Source organism: Mucilaginibacter sp. PAMB04274 (assembly GCF_039634385.2).
GTDB lineage: Bacteria > Bacteroidota > Bacteroidia > Sphingobacteriales > Sphingobacteriaceae > Mucilaginibacter.
Genome location: NZ_CP155081.2, coordinates 1,081,723 through 1,104,047, shown reverse-complemented (window position 1 = coordinate 1,104,047; position 22,325 = coordinate 1,081,723). Strand labels below are relative to the sequence as shown.

The 22,325-nt window shown below is 45.1% G+C and carries 16 protein-coding genes; 2 read left to right on the top strand and 14 right to left on the bottom strand.

Going from position 1 to position 22,325, the window contains the following annotated elements; translation table 11 throughout:
* Position 1 precedes the first annotated feature (1 nt).
* On the top strand, positions 2–1,219 hold the full coding sequence (locus ABDD95_RS04480) for a hybrid sensor histidine kinase/response regulator (protein ID WP_345950707.1): 1,218 nt from the start codon (positions 2–4) through the stop codon (positions 1,217–1,219).
* A 31-nt stretch (positions 1,220–1,250) separates the two neighbouring features.
* Here ABDD95_RS04480 and ABDD95_RS04475 read toward each other — a convergent pair whose 3' ends face one another.
* From ABDD95_RS04475 to ABDD95_RS04410, 14 genes are all read right to left on the bottom strand, one after another.
* A complete protein-coding gene (locus ABDD95_RS04475; protein WP_345950706.1) occupies positions 1,251–2,567 on the bottom strand; it encodes a bile acid:sodium symporter family protein in 1,317 nt (438 codons plus the stop codon).
* A gap of 4 nt (positions 2,568–2,571) precedes the next feature.
* The gene (locus ABDD95_RS04470) at positions 2,572–3,231 is read right to left on the bottom strand and encodes an aspartate/glutamate racemase family protein (protein ID WP_345950705.1); all 660 of its coding nucleotides are present in this window, start codon (positions 3,229–3,231) and stop codon (positions 2,572–2,574) included.
* A 3-nt stretch (positions 3,232–3,234) separates the two neighbouring features.
* Complete coding sequence (locus ABDD95_RS04465) at positions 3,235–4,629, bottom strand: four-carbon acid sugar kinase family protein (RefSeq protein ID WP_345950704.1); 1,395 nt, start codon at positions 4,627–4,629, stop codon at positions 3,235–3,237.
* On the bottom strand, positions 4,626–5,873 hold the full coding sequence (locus ABDD95_RS04460) for a ribulose-bisphosphate carboxylase large subunit family protein (RefSeq protein ID WP_345950703.1): 1,248 nt from the start codon (positions 5,871–5,873) through the stop codon (positions 4,626–4,628). The genes ABDD95_RS04465 and ABDD95_RS04460 overlap by 4 nt, the downstream gene beginning before the upstream one ends.
* Positions 5,874–5,878: 5 nt before the next feature.
* Positions 5,879–7,186 (bottom strand): L-fucose:H+ symporter permease, encoded by a 1,308-nt coding sequence (fucP, locus tag ABDD95_RS04455; RefSeq protein ID WP_345950702.1) that lies wholly within the window; start codon positions 7,184–7,186, stop codon positions 5,879–5,881.
* Positions 7,187–7,211: 25 nt separating this feature from the next.
* Positions 7,212–7,652, bottom strand: coding sequence for a MaoC/PaaZ C-terminal domain-containing protein (locus tag ABDD95_RS04450; protein ID WP_345950701.1), 441 nt, complete (start codon positions 7,650–7,652; stop codon positions 7,212–7,214).
* 95 nt (positions 7,653–7,747) lie between these two features.
* Positions 7,748–8,827 carry a Gfo/Idh/MocA family oxidoreductase gene (locus tag ABDD95_RS04445; RefSeq protein ID WP_345950700.1) on the bottom strand — a complete coding sequence of 360 codons (1,080 nt, stop codon included), beginning with the start codon at positions 8,825–8,827 and terminating at the stop codon, positions 7,748–7,750.
* Position 8,828: 1 nt separating this feature from the next.
* Positions 8,829–10,067: an extracellular solute-binding protein gene (locus ABDD95_RS04440; protein ID WP_345950699.1), complete on the bottom strand. Its 1,239-nt coding sequence runs from the start codon at positions 10,065–10,067 to the stop codon at positions 8,829–8,831.
* The gene (locus ABDD95_RS04435) at positions 10,064–11,200 is read right to left on the bottom strand and encodes a CaiB/BaiF CoA-transferase family protein (protein ID WP_345950698.1); all 1,137 of its coding nucleotides are present in this window, start codon (positions 11,198–11,200) and stop codon (positions 10,064–10,066) included. The genes ABDD95_RS04440 and ABDD95_RS04435 overlap by 4 nt, the downstream gene beginning before the upstream one ends.
* Entirely contained in the window at positions 11,197–12,351 is a 1,155-nt protein-coding gene (locus ABDD95_RS04430; protein ID WP_345950697.1) for a CaiB/BaiF CoA-transferase family protein, read from the bottom strand. The genes ABDD95_RS04435 and ABDD95_RS04430 overlap by 4 nt, the downstream gene beginning before the upstream one ends.
* A complete protein-coding gene (locus ABDD95_RS04425; protein ID WP_345950696.1) occupies positions 12,344–13,507 on the bottom strand; it encodes an extracellular solute-binding protein in 1,164 nt (387 codons plus the stop codon). The genes ABDD95_RS04430 and ABDD95_RS04425 overlap by 8 nt, the downstream gene beginning before the upstream one ends.
* A gap of 305 nt (positions 13,508–13,812) precedes the next feature.
* The gene (glgB, locus tag ABDD95_RS04420; RefSeq protein ID WP_345950695.1) at positions 13,813–15,780 is read right to left on the bottom strand and encodes a 1,4-alpha-glucan branching protein GlgB; all 1,968 of its coding nucleotides are present in this window, start codon (positions 15,778–15,780) and stop codon (positions 13,813–13,815) included.
* 2 nt (positions 15,781–15,782) lie between these two features.
* On the bottom strand, positions 15,783–19,127 hold the full coding sequence (gene treS, locus ABDD95_RS04415; protein WP_345950694.1) for a maltose alpha-D-glucosyltransferase: 3,345 nt from the start codon (positions 19,125–19,127) through the stop codon (positions 15,783–15,785).
* Positions 19,128–19,129: 2 nt separating this feature from the next.
* Positions 19,130–21,085 carry an alpha-1,4-glucan--maltose-1-phosphate maltosyltransferase gene (locus ABDD95_RS04410; RefSeq protein WP_345950693.1) on the bottom strand — a complete coding sequence of 652 codons (1,956 nt, stop codon included), beginning with the start codon at positions 21,083–21,085 and terminating at the stop codon, positions 19,130–19,132.
* A gap of 403 nt (positions 21,086–21,488) precedes the next feature.
* On the opposite strand from ABDD95_RS04410, the gene ABDD95_RS04405 reads away from it, so the two are divergent.
* Complete coding sequence (locus tag ABDD95_RS04405) at positions 21,489–22,301, top strand: hypothetical protein (RefSeq protein ID WP_345950692.1); 813 nt, start codon at positions 21,489–21,491, stop codon at positions 22,299–22,301.
* The last annotated feature ends 24 nt before the right edge of the window (positions 22,302–22,325 follow it).

Here is a 22,325-nt window from a genome sequence, read left to right as displayed (position 1 = left end):
AATGGGTACAGATACAGCCATAAAAATACTTTTGGTTGATGATAATGAGAACAATTTAATGTCTATGGAAGTGGTACTCGAGAAGGAAGGATATTCCTTCTCGAAAGCTGCTTCCGGAAGAGAGGCATTGAGAATTTTGCTTAAAGAGGAAGATTTTTCACTGATATTACTGGACGTGAAAATGCCGATCATGGATGGTTATGAAACCGCAGAGTTGATTTACCAGCGTGATAAATTGAAGGACATTCCCATCATTTTTATTACCGCGCATGACTATGAAGAGGCGGCCATGTTTAAAGGCTACAAGGCTGGCGCTGTCGACTTTGTAAGAAAACCTTTCAACCCTGATATCCTCCGTTCTAAAGTGGCTATTTTTGCCGAGCTGCATAAAAAGAACCGGTTATTGATGCAGCAGGAAGAAAAACTCCAAGCTATAAATAATGACTTGGTTAAGCTAAACCTGGAACTGGAACAGCGCGTGCTTGAACGTACAACCGAGCTGGAGAACGTTAACGAAGAGTTGAGAGCGCTTAATGAGTCAAAAGATAAGTTTCTTTCTGTTATCTCTCATGACCTTCGCAACCCGCTTACCTCCTTACTGGTATCATCAGAGAACCTGATGCGGGACGCAGAAAAGCTAAGACCGGAACAGATCAAAATGTTCTCGGGCATTATTCATAAAACATCAAAGAAAATACTGAACCAGCTCAATGAACTGGTTGAATGGGCAAAAACCCAACGGGAAAAAATAGACTTAAAGCGTGAACGTATCCATCTTTTTGAAGGTATTAATGATGCTTTAGAGTTATTGAAAGAAAACGCTGTGCAAAAGAGCATCGCCTTGGAGAACAATATTGAGCACGGCCTTTATGTGAATGCCGATCTTTATATGCTGCGGTCGGTTTTACAGAACCTGGTTACAAACGCCATAAAATTCACCCCGCCGGGCGGCAGTTCTGTAAAAGTTACCGCTACACCTGTTGAAGACATGGTGGAGATATGTGTGCAGGATGCAGGCGTTGGCATGTCTAAAGAGACCATGAGTAAGCTGTTCAACAGATCAGGGTTTCCAACAGTGTTAGGCACCAGTCAGGAAAGAGGCACGGGTTTAGGGTTGATGCTGGTAAAAGACTTCGTTGTTCAGCATGGTGGTACAATCAGCGTAGAAAGCGAAGTTGGTCAAGGTACCTGTTTTAAATTTACCATGCCTACCGAATGATGAGCTTCCACAATGCAATCTCAGTTTATTGTTATAAATCTTGTTTGCTGTGCATAACATTCACATTCGTTTCTGGTGTATCATCAGCCGGCTTTCTTCGCCAGTAATTAGCTAAAATAGATCCCGAAATGTTCATCCAAGGGCTGAATACCGCAGCAGCCAGGCCAACCGTGGCTAGTTTGCCCATAGTGCCCGCCAAACCAGAAGCCATACCCCCATTTTGCAAGCCAACTTCAAATGCGACGGTACGGCTTGAGTTTTTGTCGAGACCAAAAAGCCGGCTTAGCCAATAACCGAAAAAGTAACCGGCGCCATTATGAAATACAGAGGCCAGAAACAGCAGCAAACCTACATGCAATAGGTTTTCCCTACCTGCGGCAGTGGTAACCGCCGTAAAATAAATAATGCCAAACATAGACAGATAAGGTATATACTGATCCACCTTAGGCTTTGCACGGTATAACTGATGATAGGCGGCGCCCACTACAAAAGCGCCAACCAAAAACCCGAACACTTCTACCGATTGCATGGCTGCTTCGGGCAAGTAATTTTGCTGAACATGGTAGAGCCCCATAGGCAATGCAAGTAAGTACAACATACAGGCCGTTGCAATCAGGTATACCATACGGCGCTTTGCGCTTAAAGCCCGCTTCAAATAATCATGAAGCAAGGCCGCACCAATAGGTACCAACACAATCTTAATAATCTCCATCATCATATTAATGAATTTGATCTGAATAAGCGTGCCAGCCAGCAGCTTCATTAACACCGGCGTAAGAAATGGTGCAGCCAAGGTTGCCATAGCGGTAACTGTAACTGACAATATCAGGTTAGCCCTTGCCAAATAAACCATTACGTTTGATGCCAAACCGCTGGAACATGAACCAATAAGGATTATACCAGCGGCAATTTCAGGTTCAAAATGAAGAATCTTGGTAAGCAAAAACCCTGTAAGCGGCATAATAGTAAAATGGCAAGTCAAACCAATCAAAACGCCTTTACCGGTACTACCTAAGCCGGTAAAATCACGTAAACTCATTTGTATGCCCATGCCAAACATTACTATTTGCACCACCACCAGTATGAGCCACTTATTACGCAAATCAAAGCTGCCCCATTTCAGAAAAGCAGCCGGATATATCATGGCTGCAACTACAGCAGTAATAATCCAGGCTGTATACTGGTAGTTTTGCAACGCAGGTACTGCTCCAATGCCAATAGCCCCCATTAAGCACACAGCCACAGCGGCAGGCTGCCAAATAAGGCTATGTGCACTTAGCAGCCCCCATATAAGGGCCAATGCGGATAGCAGGCACAGGGCCAAACAAAGTTTACGAAGCGCTTTCATGCCCTTATATTATGGAAGCCAAATACTTGATAGCGTTAGGCGGACTGGCCACAATAGGCACTTGCTTATCGGCATCGCTTAACCCATCTACCACCCGGGCCATAGAAGCCTGTGCCAGCAAGATCACATCTACCCGGGTAGAAAGTTCGCGCAGAGCGTCAGTTACTATAGCGTCGTGCGTAGCAGCATCGCCGCTCATCAGGGCATCGAAAGCGCCCTCGCACAATTTGGGTACCAGTTCAATTTCTTTGCCGGCGGCCGCTGCCCGGCGTTTTACCAAATCACTGGTGGGCTCTAACGTGGTTGATAATGTGGCTATCACGCCAATACGTTTGCCCATTTGTACGGCTTCATCAGCCATAGGCTGATCAACACGCAGTACAGGCACTTTGCTGTTATCTGCAGCAGCTTCAACAGCTGCCCCTATAGATGAGCAGGTAACCAAAATATAATCAGCTCCCGAATCTTCGGCTGATGAAACATAATCGGCCACACGCTTGCTGATGGATGTTGTAAGCTCGCCACGTGCTATAATGTTTTTAACCAGGCTATCATCAACAATATTGAAGGTTGCCACTCCTGGCAAATGTTGCTGGCATAATTGCTGAAATACCGGTATCAGTGTAGCTGATGTGTGTATCAGGCCTAAAGTCTTTTGTTTCATAGTTTACAAAGGTTTTCCTTTTAATACGGTTAAAAAATAATTCTCGTCGCCTACTTGTCCGCCTTTAATATTCACCTCAAGTCCGTCTACCGGCTTACCGGGTGCGTAGGCTTTACATAGTGGCGCACCAGGCGTAACCGGCGCTATCATTTCCACAGCTTCAATACCCAGGGCACGTGCTGCATAGCTTGATGTATCGCCACCAGCTATTACTAGTCGCCGCAGCTTGGTTTGGCTAATTACACCATCGGCTACCCGGCCAAGCGCAGTACCCAAAAGCTGGGCGCTCTGCGTGCGTATGGCTTGCTCATTTAATCCTTTACTGAGTAATTGCTGGTGTGCAGCCGTAATGCGGCTGTCATCTCCGCCTATGCTGGTATGTACAATAACGCTACGCCCCTGCTGTATATAAGCCGACGCCTGTTGTATGTAAGGCGCAAGCAGGGTTTCTATGTCAGCGCCCGCTACTAATGCGGTGGTATCAATAGCAATGCCAGCAAAGCCGTTGGCCAAAGCGGCCTCAATCTGTTTGGCGGTAACCGGTGAGCAACTACCCGAAACAACCAGGATTGCCTCCACTTTACCGGTGTTGCGCCATACCGAAGCTGGTGTCACTTTATCCAATATCTCCCAATATCCGCCTAAGGCCATTTCAATACCAGATGACCCGATAGAGAATAAAGGCCTGTTACTGCTGGCATATGCATCAATCAATTGGCCAACCTGCAACAAGTGCTCCTGACTTAAACCGTCAAATAATACAATATCGGCACCATCCGCTATCGTTTTTTCAAGTGTCTGTTGTGCCTGTTCTATCAATTGGCTAATCTGTAATATATCCAGCAAGCCTACCTTCTTTTGCGTTTGCTTACTTAAATGCAGGCGCAAATCACTTTCATCGGCCGGAGTAACTGGGTGCCTGCTCATTGATGGATGCCTGTCTAAACGGTAGATCTGTCCTTGCGTGCCAATACCCATACGGGCAAACAGGTTACCAAACAAACAATAACGGCCTAATGCAGGTGCGGCAACCAACAGGGGTATAAAAGGCGCTTGAAAAACACTGGCACCAACATCTGCCGCGCGACCAATGCTGCCAATTTGCGGTGAAGAATCAAACGTAGAACAAACTTTATAATGCACATGAGGCGCACCTAAGGCTTTTAAAGCCGCAAACGCCGGAAGTAACACCTGCTCCATTTCATCAGGCGGCATAGATCGGGTTAAACCGGCTACGCCTACCGCCTGCAACCCCTCATAACGGGCCAATTGTGCGGGCGTGGGTGGCTCCATAAAGAGTACTGTTTTGATACCGGCGCGGCTTAAAAACTCAAGCGCATCGGTCGAGCCGGTAAAATCGTCGCCATAATATGCTAACAAAAGATTGTTTTGACTCATGCGGAGGTGCCAAACTTTTCAACCGAATTGGCAAACTCGGGATATTTTTTAACTGCTTCTTGCTGGGTTAACCCGTAAACCGCCCCCTGCCAGGCTTGCTGCAAAGCCACAACCCCGCCGGTTGGCCCGTCAGGATGCGCCATAATGCCCCCGCCGGCCATATAAAGCAAATCAACCGTTTGGGTACGACGATACGTCTCAAATGCCTGCCCTCCCCATTGACCTGAAGATACCACCGGTAATACCGTTGTTCCATTAGCTAATGGTTGCAAACAGGCTTCGATTGACCGTACAACAGAATCATCAGACTCCCAGAATTTGTTTTGGATACCGTTAACATGGATCTGATCAACACCGGCCAAGCGCCATAGCTTTTGATAAGCCGGAAATTCAATACCCAGCAGCGGATGGCGGTTTAACATACCCCAGCCATTGCGGTGCCCGTGAATAGCCAGTTGACGCTGATCGCAAATCTTCTTAACGCCCGAAAGCCCCACGCTATTTAAGCTGAGCATGGCGCATGTACCGCCTGCATTTACTATATATTCGTAACGGCGCAGCATACTATCTACCTCATCGCTGATGTTAAAAGCATACATTACCTTTTTACCCGTTTTATCGGCATGGTCGTTAATTACCCGCATAATGGCATCAACCCTGTCCTCAAATTTAGAGTTAGCGGCAGATGACTGCAATTCATCATCTTTAACAAAGTCAATTCCTGCTTCAGCCAGGGTTTTAACCAGCGCAGCGGTTTGCTGGGGCGACATGCCAATGCTGGGCTTTATGATAGTTCCTATCAATGGTCTATCTTGTACCTTTGTAAGCTCGCGGCAACCGGTAATACCAAATTGCGGACCCTTAAAATGCCCGCTATAAGAAGTAGGCAGCTCAATGTCCATCAGCTTAAGCCCAGTAAACTGCGTAAGCTCATATAAGTTACCTTGTAGCGTAGAAATAAGTACAGGCAAGTTGTAACCAAAGTTTTCAATCGACCATGATACCTCAATATTCGCTCTGTGATACAGGCCACTTTTCGATGTCGCCCCCGGTATAGCCGGCTCTTTAACCGACTCTAAAGGTGTTATCTTTTCAACCCGCGCTGCAAAGCGTTGCTTAAGCTCCTCCGTTTCGCCGGGTACGGCCACAAATGTACCGCTCGATTGCTCGCCTGCCAGCACTGCAGCTGCTTTCTCAAGCTCGTAAGGTGTTTCTATATAATATTTTCCGGTTATTCGCTCCATGTGTATTAGGTAGTGATGAGGTGCTTTTTAATTTTGTAGCCGCTAAGGCCATAGTACAGGATAAACAGGAAGCACACCAGTGGAATTATGTAACCTGGTTGTATGCGGTCGCTACTGTAATCAATAACTGTGGCCATAGCATAAGGAATGATAGCACCGCCAACAATAGACATAACCAACCATGAGGAGCCTGGCTTCGTATCGTCGCCCAAACCATCAATACCTAAGGCAAAAATGGTAGGGAACATAATAGACATGAAAAAACCAAGTGCACCCAATGCATAAATGACATAAGCGCCGTTGCCTAATATAGCTATTGCGCACAGGGCAACTGCAACAACCGAATATATAGCCAGCAGTTTAGCGGATGATATAAAGCGCAAAAATGCAGTGCCAACAAACCGGCCCGCCATAAATAAAAAGCCATAAAGACCCAGGTAATAACCGGCTGTTTTTTCATCAAGTCCTCCGCCCTGTTTAGCCATACGTATAAAAAAACTGGTTACACAAACTTGTGCACCTACATAAAAAAACTGGGCAAACACACCTAGTAGTAAATGACGGTGCTTTAGCACACCAAAAAAGCTCCCTCCTGTAGTAGGCTCTTTCGATACATTCTTTATCTCCGGAAACTTTATGAAATAAAAAAGTACCGCCACCAGAATAAGAACAGCAGCCAAAATAATATAGGGAAGCTTTACCGCCGAAGCTTCGCCTTGCAGGTAAGCTGCACGGGCAGTATCAGTCATGGCTGATAGTTGTGCGGGCGTAAACTCCTTACCAGAAAGAATGAAGTTTGCACCAACCAAGGGCGCCACCATAGCTGCCAGCCCATTAAAGGACGCTGCCAGGTTTAAACGGGTTGTAGCCCCTGCCGGATCCCCCAACACAGTTGCATAAGGATTGGCTGCCGTTTCCAATATGGTTAATCCGCAACCTATAATAAACAAAGCGACCAAGAATATGCCATAAGCCAGCGTATTTGCTGCCGGAACAAATAATAAGGCCCCGATAGCAAATATGACCAAACCAGCCAAAATGCTGTTCTTATAACCCCACTTTTTCAACATCATTCCTGCTGGAATGGCCATTAAGAAATAGGCCAAAAATACAGCTGTATCAATCAACGTCGATTGCCGGTTATCTAACTGGCAAGCCTTTTTCAAGTGCGGAATAAGGATAGAGTCTAAATTGTGTGCCATTCCCCACAAAAAGAACAGGCATGTTATTAAAATAAACGGCAAAGTATAGCTTTTGCCCTGTGTGTTGGTTTCGGTTACTAAACCCGAATCATTATCGGTTATTATGGCCATTTTGTTTATTGGTTTATGAATTGGTTTATTTGCGATTAACAATCAGCAGATGATCACATGCCAGTACAACCTGGCCATGCTGATTGATGACTTCTACATGTTCGGTTACCGTACCCTGCTCAGGTTTTTTAGCATCAGCTTTTTCTGAGATGGTTACTTCCGAATGTATGGTATCACCGATAAATACCGGCTTTACAAAACGCAATTTATCATATCCTTTTGAAAATGCTTCAGGATTAATTTCAGATGCTGTGAGCCCTATACCAATACTAAATATCATGGTACCATGAGCAATACGTTGCTTGAACGGCTGGGTAGCACACCACTCTGCATCCAAATGGTGCGGAAAGAAATCACCCGTATGGCCTGCATGAACCACAAAGTCGGTTTCGGTAATGGTACGGCCCAAGGTTACACGTTTATCGCCTATGGTATAATCGTCAAAAAAAGTTGATTTAAAGTACATAATGTTTTTGGCTTATGAATTTAGACTTTCGGTATTTTATCCTTCAGTCATTCACTAAATAAATTCTATTAATTTTTGAATTCAGTAATGCTGATTCAAATATCTGTTAACTGATTAGCCACCAGCACGCCTCCATCGTCACTGCTTTGGTAAGCACTTTCTACTACAGCCATAGTTTTAATAACGTCTTCCACACTGGTAGGCAGCACATCAATTTCGCCAGCCTTATAGCGCATCAGGCTAGACATGGTACCGATAAATGCATCTGGAAACCAGGACCCCTCTAACTGCAATTCCTTCCACTCAGGCGCCTTCCCTTCTTCCACAATGCAGTACTCAAATTTATCGGGCACACCATGCGGGTAATCCATAAGTAAACCCATGCGGGCTTTGATAGCGCCTTTGGTTCCCTCCCATTTAATAAAGCTTTCCTGGTTGTGCGGCCCAAAAGAGTGATCGTGATTGGTATTGATAACGGCATGCATGGTATCGCCATAATCAAATAAGATGGTTGAACGCGACGATGAAAGTTCCTTTGCAGGATGTTTTAGCGTTTTGGCCATAACGGTACGTGGCTCGCCCAAAAATGACCGCATAAGGTCTATATAATGAATGCTGTGATACTGTATTTCTAATCGTGGGTGTACCATTACAAAAGGAAATAACTCCCAGGGAGTTTCGAGTGTAACCCGCACTTCCATATCGTACACTTGTCCAATCAATCCCTGCTCAATCATGTAGCGCGCAGCGCTTACATAGGGTGCAAAACGCAGCTGACAGTTTATAGCAGCAGCCAGCTTTTTACGGCGGCATACCTCCAGAATCTCTTTACTCTGCCAAAAATAATCGCCCATGGGCTTTTGTATGAGCACGCCGCTGCCATCAGGCAATAATTCCAGCGTTTCTACAAATTTTTCGGGCATAATAGTAACATCGTATACAGTACCGGCAGGAGCATGCGCTACAGCATCAGCTACGGTATCAAAAACGTTTGGTATATTCCAGTCGGTAGCCAGTTTTTCGGCCTTGGCGCGCGTACGGTTGGTAATGCCAAAAACCTGAAAACCTGCTTTTTTGTAGGCAGGCAGGTGTGCATCGCCCACAATGCCGCCGGCACCTATTATGATGATAGGTTGCGGGTTTTGCGGCAGTATGGGTTTATAAGGTATTTGCATGTTAGTCTTTACTTAATTGGTTTATCTTTTGCTGGCCTTGCTGCAGTAAGCGTTCAGCCGGTATTTGCGTATTAACAGCAGCTAATACTACCTCATCAATAATGTGTGCTATCTGAGCCCAGTTACGTTTTTGAGGAAGCGAACGAGCTACCTCATGCAGCATGCCCAGCTTGTGGTAGTAAGGTATGGTATGATTTATATCTGCATCGTTCCAGGTAGAAAGCCGACAACCTATGCCACCTTCAAGTGTTAGCAGCTTATCATTTTGCCGGTTAGTGGCAAAGCGCAGAAAATCGTAAGCTTTTTGTTTATGCCGGCTACCTGAACCTATTGTATAAAGCCAGTAAACATTTAATGATGCCGGTTGGCTACCCAGTTCAGCAGGTATGTTTGCTATATCTACCTTGCCTTTAACGTTCGACTCAGCTACTACCTCACACATAGAGGCAAAACCAAACCAATTCACCATCATAGCCGCCTCGCCACGGGCAAAGGCCATGCCCATAGCTACCGATTCGTATTGTGATGATTGCGGGTGAATAGCGGTATCATCATTCAGAATATTACGGTAGAACTCAAGAGCTTTTACAGCCTGCGGGGTGTCAATATTTACCCTACCGCTGGCATCGGTCAGTTCTCCACCGCGTGTCCACAGTTGGAGCACAAAATCAAATACGGTATTGTGTCCGTCGGGATAACCTGCAAAGATGGTTCCGTACAGGTTTTGCTCAGGCCGGTTAAAAAACCGGGCAACGGCTAAGAAGTCATCCCAGGTTTGAGGCACCTGCAACGGCCTGCCATATTGAGCTTGAAATGCTTGTTGTTCGTTTAGGTCTTCAAACAAATCTTTACGGTAGATGAAACATTCAGGGCCATCATGAAACGGCAAGCCCGCAACGGATTCGCCGTATTGCTGCGCAGACAGTAATGAAGAGCTCCATCCATCAGGATACCCTTCAGGCGGGTTCCGTTTTATATAAGGCGTTAAGTCTTCCAGTAAGCCATCAGTCCAGGCTTCGTACAGCCAATCGGTTACCACGTGTGCTATATCCCAGTCGCCGTTTTGCAAGCCTTTGTTTTGTATGATGGTTTCATAAAGCAGATCCAGGTCCATGGGCACCATTTCGGCTTTTAAGGTACAGCCGGTTTCGGCACAGTAACTATCCCAAAGCTTTTGCAGGGCACTTTCAAAAGGACCAAACTTACGTACAGCTATTCTTATCGTATCGGGGGTGCTCATTTACTCATCTCATTTAATATAGCTTGAGTATCCTGCCCTAAAGCAGGCGATCCTTTGAATGACGTAAGTATTTCACCATCTATGCGTATAGGGCATCGAGTGGTACGGTACTGGTAGCCATCGTTCATGGTTACTTCCTGTATCATATCTAGTGCCTTAAAGCCTTCCTGCTGCATGAGGGTTTTCCAATCCAGCACCTCTGCACACCATATATCGGCAGGTTGTAAAACAGCCAGCCAGCTTTCGGTGGTGTTAGTTTGCAAGTGATCGGCCAGTAGAGTCTTAATTTCGTCACGCTGATGAAACGCCTGTGCTACCTCGGTATAGGGCAAAAGCGCATCGCATTGGAGTAATTGTGCCAGTTGAGGTATAGAGCCCATTGCCAAAGCCATATAACCGTTGGCTGTTTTATATACCCCATAAGGTGCCCCTAAATAAGCATGCGCGTTGTTTTTGGCAGAACGCTCAGGCAGCAGGCCATCATAGTAATAGGTGGTTATGGCCTCAAACTGTAAGTCATAAGCCGACTCCAGCATACTTACCTGCACCAATGCGCCTTCATTCTTTAATGTGCGCCTAACCAGACAGGCTAAAATGCCTTGCGTTAAATGCGTACCGGCCAGCATATCTATAATGGACAAACCCATAGGCACCGGGCCACCAGCATTGCCAGTTAGCCAGGTTAAACCCGTTAGTGACTGCAACAGCAAATCCTGCCCTGGCTTATCCTTCCACGGACCAACATTGCCGTAGCCTGAAATTTCGCCATAAATAACGGTTGGGTTCACGGCTTTTACACTTTCATAATCAAAACCTAAACGTTCCATTACGCCAGGGCGGTAATTATGCATTACCACGTCAGCTTTTTTTACCAGCTCCCAAACGTTTTGTACGTCATCATCATTTTTCAAATCAGCCGTAAAGCTTTCTTTATTACGGTTAATGGCATGAAATACCGACGACTCGCCATTCATAATGACGTTTGACGTATATAAATGCCGGCAAATATCGCCGGTATCAGGTCGTTCTATTTTGATAACGCGCGCGCCTAAATCTGCCAACCGTAAACCTGCCGATGGGCCGGATAGAAACTGGCTAAAATCTACCACTAAATAATCTTCTAAAGGCCTCATGCTTTGGTTAAATTAAATTGTTGGTTGATAATTTCGGTTTGAGCGCCTGGTCGTGGGGCGGCTACGGATGAGTATAATCTTGTATGATCAATGCGGATAGGGCAACGTGTGGTACTTAGTTGCTTGCCATCGGGTAGCATAACATGCTGCTGTATGCCCATCGCTTCGAAAGCCTCATGGTGCAGGCTTTGTGCATAGTTTAATACATCAGAACACCATATGTTTAACGGCTCCAGTAAAGCCAGCCATTCAGCAGTATTTCTATTTTGTAATTGCCCGGCCAACAACTGCATAATCTCATCACGCTGTTCAAACCAGGATGCTTTTTCGGCGTAGGCTGTTAAATCTATGTCAACAGCCTCTCCTATCTTATGCAAATTGCCCATGGCTAATGAAACGTAACCATCGGCCGTACGGTAAATGCCGTAAGGTGCGCTTAGATAGGGATGACCGGTACCTTTTATGCGACTGCGTTGCGGCAGCTTTTCGCCATCGTTCAGATGCGTTGTGAGGAACTCGAATTGCAAGTCAAGTACTGATTCGAGCAAACTTACCTCAACTAATACACTTTTTTGTGTTTTATGGCGCTTAATTAAAGCAGCCAGAATGCCCTGTACAAAGTGTGCACCGCACATAATATCAGCAACGGCCAAGCCAAACGGCACCGGACCAGCATCCTGCGTGTCTGACAGATAAGTTAAACCAGATAATGATTGGATGAGCAAATCCTGCCCTGGCCTTGATGCCCAAGGGCCTTTGCTGCCATAACCGGTAACTACGCCATATATAATTTTAGGATTTATGGCTTGTACAGCCCCGTAATCCAACCCAATCTTTTCCATTACACCCGGACGGAAGTTATGGGTCATTACATCAGCCTGTGCAATCAGTTTCTTTACGCGCTCTAAATCCTCCGGATCTTTCAAGTCGGCCGCGTATGATTCTTTGTTACGGTTAATGGTATGAAAAACCAGGCTGTCACCATTTACAAAGATGTTGCGGATAGCAATTTGCCGACCTGCCTCACCTTTTACCGGACGCTCAATCTTAATAACGCGCGCACCCAAGTCGGCCAGGCGCAGACCCGCTGTTGGTCCGGCCATAAACTGGCTGAACTCCAGCACCAATAATCCTTCTAAGGGCTTAACCATGCTGCACATTTTCTCTTGAAGTTTGATACAATTTATCCAGATCAGCCAACACCTGCATTTCGCTACCACCATTCATGAGGTAGTTGCGCACTACATCGCCGCCATGATCCTGAAAATACATAGAGCCATTGTATCGCGGTCGCAAAAATGCGCGTTGTAAGGCGGGCAATGTATTTGAGAAGTAGTTGTGCGTTTTACTGTTGGTTGCGCTGCTCGTCCAGGCACTTAAGTGGCCGGGCTGCCCGCCATTATCGGTGTACAAACCTTGCTGACAAGCCGGCGAGGCTACATACTCCGCATACTTCATAGCCACATCAATGTGCTGGCATTGCGATGAAACGGCTAACCCTGTACCGCCCAATGTGGAACGCAGATTGGTTTTGCCGTTTAGCGTTACCATATCATGAAAATGCAGTACACGGCGAGCATAACCCTCACGTGAGTAGTTAGAATAGCCGTAAGCAAACGGGCAGTAGGCAATATCATCAGTAAGCGTCATGCGCTCATATACTTTAATGGGATTGTAACCGAAGCAAGCCGGATCAACAAGTTGCGCCAGCTGGCGGTACATCTGCAGGGCTTGTATGCCTGTCTCACGACTTACCACCTCGCCTTCCTGCTGAAAAGGATCTTCACCTAATGAACAGCAGAAGGTGTAGAAAGTCATCAGTGAATCTATTGGTATAAGTGGACAAGCAACCAACCCGCGTTTAGCCAGGTCAATCAGTTCATCATAAGTTGATGGCTTGTCGGTACCGTGTGCAGTCAATAAATCAGGGCGACTTGCAGCCACCGGTGTGGCGGCATCAATAGGCAAAGCCCATTGCTGGCCATGAAAGTTATAGCTGATGTAAGATTCGCCAACTGTATTTACTTCCTGATCTTTCAAAAATTCTGGCGATAAAAACTCATCAAAAGGCAATATAGTACGGGTGTTAGCCGCAAAACCAGCCCAAGGGTGATCAATTACCAGCAGATCATAACGGGCAGCTAACTGCTCGATAGACAGATCGGCAAATTGTTGCAGGGAGCGTTTTTCCCATATAATTTCCACACCGGGATTTAATTCAGAAAAACGCTGGGCAGTCGCTGTCATGGGTACAAAACCACGACTATGGTTCCAGGTAATTCCCTTTAATATAATTTGATCAGACATATAGGTAACAAGCATCGCAGTACATCAGTTTATCTGTATTTTATCCTTCCGGATATCGTACTATACTTTGATGTATACTATGCGGTATGTTAATTGGTAAGATAGCAAATGTATTGCCCTAAGCCTATTATTGTTTATACAATATATGCAAGGAATTATGACATCTTACCATCAAGCAATAGCATGCTGTTGAAATATATGCTAAGAAGGTAGCCAAGTATGTTTATTATTTGGCTATCTCAATGGCACAAGAAAAAAGCCGCCCGTAAATTGGGGCGGCTTTAGTACCTATTTCCTAATTCGTATTATGCGGTATAAAGCCAATCAAAAGAAGTATCATATTTTAATATAGTTATACCCAATGGCGGCAAGGTCAGCAACAGCGAATGTTGTTTACCATGCATAGGAATGGGGTAAGTTTCCAAATTACCCGAATTAAGTACGTCGCTACCGCCATAACTCAGGTTATCCGAGTTAAGTATCTCTTGGTATACACCCAATTGTGGCACACCAATACGATAATTGTGCCTTACTACTGGTGTAAAGTTTGCTACAAACAGCAGCCTGTCTTGTTCATTAAAACCCTTACGCACCCATGATAGCACACTATTTACACTATCATTCATATCAATCCACTCAAAGCCATCGGGCGAGTAACTGTTTTCATAAAAAGCAGGATACTGCTTGTATAGTGTGTTTAGCTGTTTAAGCCACTGCTGTACACCCTTGTGCAGCGGATCATGTGTTTCGTGCCAGTCCATGCTATAATCATGCGCCCACTCATGTCGCTGAGCGAAATCACCGCCCATGAAGATCATTTTTGCTCCTGGGTGTCCGTACATGTAGCCGTAAAGCAATCTGAGGTTGGCAAACTGCTGCCAGTTATCACCCGGCATTTTGTTAATTAATGAATGCTTGCCGTACACCACTTCGTCATGTGAAAGCGGCAGTACAAATTTTTCGGTAAAGGCATAAACCAAGCTAAAAGTTAATTGGCCCTGGTGATAGCTACGGTACAAAGGCTCATTTTCAAAATAGCTTAAGGTATCATGCATCCAGCCCATCATCCACTTCAAATCAAACCCTAAGCCACCCCAGCTGGTTGGTTGGGTAACGCCTGGCCATGCGGTCGATTCTTCGGCAATGGTAATTACATCAGGGTGATGTTGATGAACAGCGTCATTAAATTCCTGTAGAAAGCTGATAGCCTCCAGGTTCTCCCGCCCACCATGTTCATTAGGTATCCACTCCCCTTCTTTGCGAGAGTAATCTAAATAAAGCATTGAAGCTACGGCGTCAACACGTAAACCATCTATATGATATTTATCAAGCCAATACAGGGCATTTGATATTAAGAATGCTCTAACCTCGTTACGGCAAAAATTGAATATTAAACTTTTCCAATCGGGATGAAAACCCTTCCGAGGATCGGCATACTCATACAGGTGGGTGCCGTCAAAATAACCCAGGCCATGTTCATCAGTGGGAAAGTGCGATGGAACCCAATCCAATATTACACCAATACCTGCCTGATGCAACTGGTCAATTAGATACATGAAATCCTGCGCATTGCCGTACCGACTTGACGGCGCAAAGTAGCCGGTTAACTGGTAACCCCAGGAGCCATAGAATGGATGCTCCATAACGGGCATGAACTCCACATGCGTAAAATTCATGTCCTTACAATATGCAGTCAACTCAACGGCCATTTCCCTATAGGTCATAAACCGGCTTTCGGGATCGAGCACACGGCGCCATGAACCCAAATGCACTTCGTAAACAGATAAGGGCTTTTGTAATGGCTTTGACTGGTGCCTGTTGGTCATCCATTGCTCATCGGCCCAGGCATAGCTTAAATCGGAAGTTATGGTGGCCGTATGCGGAGGCGTTTCCCAATGATAAGCGTATGGGTCGCCTTTTTCTACCTTATAACCGTTGTGCGATTCGATAAAGTATTTATAACACTCGCCCACTGCCACTTCCGGAATAAAAAGCTCCCATATACCCGAATGGTCCCAGCGTACATGCATGGCATGTGCGGTGCGGTTCCAGCCATTAAAGTTACCAATCACCGATACATTTTTGGCGTTAGGTGCCCAGACGGCAAAATAAGTACCTGTTTTACCCAAGTGTTGTACCTGATGCGAACCTAACTTATTGTATAGCTGATAATGCTTACCCGCTTTAAACAAGCTTATATCAAACTCGCTGAATAACGAGAACCATGGTAATGTTTCTTGTGTAGGGGCGGTATCTTCCACTGTATATTCCATGCTTATACTATTGTTGCTCCTGCGAGTCTGTTTTTCATTACTATTGATTTAATGCCTCTTAAAGGCACTACCACCCAGTCGGGCCGGTTATTAAGCTCATAGTTTAACTCATACACTGCCTTTTGCAGCAGGAAGGTTTGTAACATGATCTCCAGATCTTCAACTTGTTTTGGCACAAAGGATGAACCTTTAACGGTGTCGAGGTACGATCTCATGAAGAAGCCCGACATGTAATGATACCATTGTTCCACATGCGGAATCAATTGCTCAATATCTTCAGGCCTGATCTGATTATCCAAGAACAAACTGCCAAATGCAGCATAATGGAAAGACCGTATCATGCCTGCCACATCACGTAATGGCGAATATTTTAGTCTGCGCTCGCTGTAACTGCGTGCCGGTTCACCTTCAAAGTCTAGTATAATAAAGTCCTTTCCCGTAAACAGCACCTGCCCCAGGTGGTAATCGCCATGTATGCGTATCTTGGTTACATCAATCTTGCGGCTATATATCTTTTTAAGGATAGTTAGTATCTCTTCTTTCATGCCGAGTACCTCTTCGGCCTCTTTCCGGACACTGTCGGGCAGCTTTTTCAAATTTCTGCTGAGGCTTTGGAATGCTACTCTTACAGAAGATTGCAGTCCCGAAAATAAAGAACGCTGGTAATGCAAAGAATACTCCTCTGGCTTAAATGCCGGATTATTTTGCTCTGATGCCAAAGCCAGGTGCATTTCACCGGTCCTTTCGCCTAATAGCCTAACCTGTTCTGCTACGGTTGCATCAAACTTAGCCTTTAGCGTTTCGGGAATCTGCTCGTAAGCTACGGGCTGTGTTAAACTGCCAACTACTTCAACATTGGTTTGGTTAGGGTTAGTATTAGTAAGTAACTCGTCGTTGTAGTCATTCAAACGATCGAGCATGTACTCCCAGCTATCACTGTTGGCTTTTACAATTTCCTGCATCATACCCAAAACCATGGTACCTTTGCCAAAATCCCATTCAATGGCGCCCACAAAACCCGGTATATTTTTGAACTGAGCCTCGTTACTCAAAAACTTGGTCAGTTCCATATCGGGGTTAATGGCCCTGTCAACCTTACGGTAAATTTTAAGATAAAAAGCGTTATCGTAAGTGATGGAAGTATTGCTTTGCTCAGCCGAAAGCATTTTCGGCTTAGTTTCCGGATGCTCCGTTATGTGCGCTTTCAATTCGCGGTTGCCGCTAAATACCAGTTCGCCGCGCGATTGTGGTATAGTATGACGGTGGCCCATATTAGTTATAATGGCCTGCTGAAAATCAATGCCGTATATCGCATCGTACAACACCCCGTCCTCTCCATTAACAGTAACATTAGCTATAATGGCTTGCGGATATTCGGTTTGCAGCTTACGCGCCTGCTGATCTGTAGCAAAAGCAACCGATAATTGGTACAGGTCTGGTAGTCCCTCGCGGTAAGACACTTCCATTAACAAAGTGTAAGCACTGCCTTGTGCAAGTGGAATATTAGCTGCATCAACAATGGCTACAGTTTCCATTCCACGCGCCTTGCCGCCAAACCACCGCATACGCATGAGGTATTCTGGCAGTATGGCGTTGCTTAATCCCTCAAACAATTCACGGCTAATCAGATCTTTCCAGCGCTGCAGGGTAAGGTTACGTAATTGCTGATCTTCCCCTATTTCGGGATTGACCTTTTCTAAAACAAAAGCCTGCGTACCGTATGAACCAAGCGTTACAAAGTATGGTGCATCCTCTTTAATAATAGGGAAACGGTTACGGCTCAATATCTCAACCGGAACATAGCCTTTATACTCGGCCAGTTCCAGCTCAAGCGGCTGCGGAAAACGCGACAGGTTACAGATAATAAGCATGGTTTGATCCTCATAAGTACGGGTAAAGGCCAGTACTTTTGAGTTTTCGCTCTGCACAAACTTCATATCACCCCGACTGAAGGCTTTGTACTTTTTGCGTGTAGCAATGATGCGCTTCATCCACCATAGCAATGATGATGTGTTACGTGATTGCAGATCAACATTTACTGCTTCATAATGAAACTGCGGATCCAGGATCATTGGCAGGTACAAACGTTGCGGGTTTGCTTCTGAGAAACCGCCATTACGATCGGAATCCCATTGCATAGGCGTACGTACACCATCGCGGTCGCCCAGGTAAAAATTGTCGCCCATGCCTATTTCATCGCCATAATACATCACCGGTGTACCCGGAAGTGAAAACAACAGCACGTTTAACAACTCTATCTTCCGGCGGTTATTTTCCAGCAGTGGCGCCAGGCGGTGCCTTATACCTAAGTTGATACGGGCTTTGGGATCTTTAACATATACTTTGTACATGTAATCGCGTTCTTCATCAGTCACCATCTCCAGCGTCAGCTCATCATGGTTACGCAGAAAGATTGCCCATTGACAGGTATTGGGTATTTCGGGGGTTTGGTCAAAAATATCGGTAATAGGATATTTGTCTTCCATTTGTAAGGCCATAAACATACGCGGCATTACCGGGAAGTGATAATTCATCTGACACTCATCACCATCACCAAAGTAGGCGGCCGAATCCTCCGGCCACATATTAGCCTCGGCTAATAACAAAGTGCCCGGATAACGGTCATCTATATATTTACGAAGGCTTTTTAGAAAATCGTGTGTCTCGGGAAGGTTTTCACAATTGGTGCCGTCTCGCTCAAATAAATAAGGTACGGCATCGAGCCTGAAGCCGTCTACCCCCATTTTACACCAGTAATCCAATATCTTAAATATTTCCTGCTGTACCTGCGGGTTATCGTAGTTCAGATCGGGCTGGTGGTGAAAGAAACGGTGCCAGTAGTATTGTTGCGCCACAGGGTCCCAGGTCCAGTTCGAGGCTTCGTAATCCTGAAATATAATACGGGCATCTTTAAATTGCTGCGGATCATCGGTCCAAACGTAATAATTACGCTTATCAGAACCCTTAGGCGCTTTACGCGCACGCTGAAACCAAGGGTGCTGATCGGATGTGTGATTAATAACAAGCTCAGTAATCACCTTTAACCCCCTTTTATGGGCCTCCTTTAAAAACAGCCTAAATTCTTTTATATCACCGTATGAAGGATTGATGTTATAGTAGTCAGAAATATCATACCCATCATCACGCAAAGGCGATGGATAAAAGGGTAGCAGCCAAATAGCAGTTATACCTAAATCCTGCAGGTAATCCAGCTTTTCCATAAGGCCTTTAAAATCGCCTATACCGTCGCAGTTACCATCGCGGAACGCCTTAATATGCAGTTCGTAAATGATGGCATCTTTATACCAGTGTAATTTGTCGTCTAATTGGTTTATATCCTGAGGCATGGTTAGTAAATTTTTTCAACTTTAAAAATGTGGGCAGGCATTTGGTACGGGTTCAGTTCCACGTAATTGTAATCGCCGGTCCATTGATAGGTGCTACCGCTTAAAAGGTCGGTTACCTGGTAAGGCTCATCATAACCAATACCCAGTTTGGGTAGAGGTATTTTTACATGTGCGCCCTGTGTGTTAAATACATCAAGATTTACAGCTATAACGAGGTTATTATGGGTTGCCTTGTCAGTTTTAACGTAACAGATAATCTGTTCGTTACTGGTAGTGGCAAACTCGATGTTCCAGGTAGTTTGCAATGCAGGGTTTTGTTTCCGGATGCGGTTTACACGGGTAATGATATCGCCTATGCGGGTATACCGGTTCCAGTCCCAATTCTTGATCTCGTATTTTTCGTTATCAATGTATTCTTCCTTAGCACCATGAGGCGCATTGATACCAAACTCATAAACCGGGCCGTATAAGCCATAATTGGATGAAAGCGTTGCTGCCAGAATAACCCGCGTAATATGGGCATTGTCGCCACCTTGCGTTAAGGCCGGTGGCAGGATGTCAGGCGTATTGGGCCAAAAGTTAGGACGGTAGAAATACCGCATTTCTGTTTTGGTCAGTTCCGTTAGATACTCTTCCAATTCTTGCTTGGTGTTACGCCAGGTAAAGTAACTGTAAGATTGATTGAACCCAGCTTTGCCTAACCGCTCCATAATACGCGGACGGGTAAAGGCTTCGGCCAAAAAGATAACTTCAGGATTTTTTGTCCGTACTTCGCCAATCATCCACTGCCAAAAACCAAACGCCTTGGTGTGCGGATTATCAATACGAAATACCCGTATACCGGCATCTACCCAGTAATCGATCACGCTTTTTAGCTCTTGCCATAAATTCTCCCAATCTTCGGTTTCGAAGTTAAAGGGTAGTATATCTTCATATTTTTTAGGCGGATTTTCGGCATACTGTACAGTACCATCAGGCCGCCACTTAAACCACTGCGGGTGTTCTTTCACATATGGGTGATCGGGCGCACACTGGTAAGCGATATCCATGGCAATTTCAACACCCAGCTTTTCTGCTTCCTTAATTAAGCTTTTAAAATCTTTTAAAGTTCCCAGCTGCGGATGAATGGCTTTGTGGCCGCCCAAACGGTTACCTATTGCCCAAGGCGATCCGGGATCATCAGGTCCGGCGGTTAAAGAATTGTTCTTGCCCTTACGGTTCTTCTCTCCTATTGGATGAATAGGCGGAAAGTAAAGCACGTCAAAACCCATTTTGGCTACCCGTGGCAGAAGCCTTACCACATCTTTAAACGTACCATGCTTTCCGGGCCCATCAGCAGCCGAACGGGGGAACAGTTCATACCAGGTACTAAAAGCGGCTTTAAGACGCTCAACCTCTATACGGTAAGTAACCGGGAATTGCGTAACCAATTCGGGGTGCCGGTGCTTGTACATCACACCAGCTATATCGGGGCTTAAAGCCAATGCAACTGCTTCTTTCGGATCTGTTAGCCGCTTAATTTGACTAGCCCAAGATAATAGCGACGCTTTATCATCAACGTTATGAGCAGCAGCTTCTTCCAGTAACTCGATACCTATCAGCAGCTCCACAGCTATATCCTGCCCAGCGTCAAACTTCTTTTTTAAACCTTTTTTCCAGGTGGTATAATGGTCTACCCAACCTTCAATCTTAAAATCATAAAAGCCCAGCTTTCCAGTTTTTAAGATGGCCTCCCAGTGGTCGTTTATCACAAAGGTCATGGGAATTTCAGACCATGCTGTATCATCTGCGTGTTTAATATAGGCGCTGGCAGCAATTTCATCATGGCCATCACTAAAAATATCGGCAGATAAGGTGACGTCTTCATTCACTACAACTTTGGCAGGAAATCGTCCTTCCTCAACACGGGGAGATACGTTGGTAATGATAACTCTTTTTTGGCCGCTCGATTGGATCATTAACTTGTATTTTATGTATGGCTTGGCTACTTGTACTGTAACCGAAGGTACTTTAATAGTTTCCGTATATGCTAACCTATGAGCTGCATAAAATGTTTAACAGATCATGAAATTAGGACTATTAAGATTTACAAATAAGAAATATTGCTAATAGCGAAGACGATATAAATCTCTCAAGAGTATACTTTAAACTCTAAGTGCTAGATTTTCTGCTGTTTAAATAACATAATAATAGCCAACGCTCAAATTGTTTGAAAAATCTGAAAAAAGTGGCGTTTTCTGTAAACCATTTCCCATCACAGATTGTTAACTAATCATTAACCACAACAATCATTCTAACTACTGACCCCCGTCATTCATTATAATGATTTGTTTCACTGACCATTATGGTCGAAGCAACTGCATGAAAAACATTTTATTATTAAACGATTTTTCGCCTGAGGCAGCGCATGCGCTTGCTTATGGCCAACTGCTGGCCGCCCACCTGCAAGTAAATTTGCTGGTGTGGGATATAGATGAACCCAAAAAAGCAACAACTGCAAAAGTATTGGTTCATGTGGCCGCTAAAAACTCTACTACCCACCACCCTACGTCTGCTGCAACATCCAAGAGTGTGCAGCACTCGCCTGTACCAGCTACAAACGCAAAAACTTTGCAGCTTATGGAAACGGTAAATAAAACGGTACACGAAATTGTGCTTGAACAAAATGTGCAACTAATAATTAAAGGCACTAAAAGTATTTTTTCGGAAGTGGATGAATTTGCTTCACGGGTTTTATGCACCACCTATTGCCCGGTGTTGCTTGTACCAAAGGATGCCGCGTTTAGGCCATTAAAACGTATGGTGTACATGGCCGATTTGAGATACTGCCGTTACCAGATAAGCAGTTATCTAAGAAGTATGGCGCATGTATTTAAATCGAGTTACAGCATAGCGCACATTTCGGCTTCGGGTTTGCCTGAGCCTGAGGAAAACTACGCTATATCTCTTTTTCAAAATATTGCAGGACGCAGAAACGACGGTATAAAGATTACTTTTAATCACATTAAAGAAAGAAATGTTAAAAAGGCTGCCGACGTTTTAATAAACACTATGCATAACGATTTAATCGCCATGGCTTATCGCCGCTTCCACTTTAAGTCGCTTACCGATCAGCAAGTTCAGGTGGCCGGAACAGACGCCTTGCCTGTGCCTTTGTTATTGTTTCCTTCATAAGCAAAGCTATAATCAAAAAAGCCC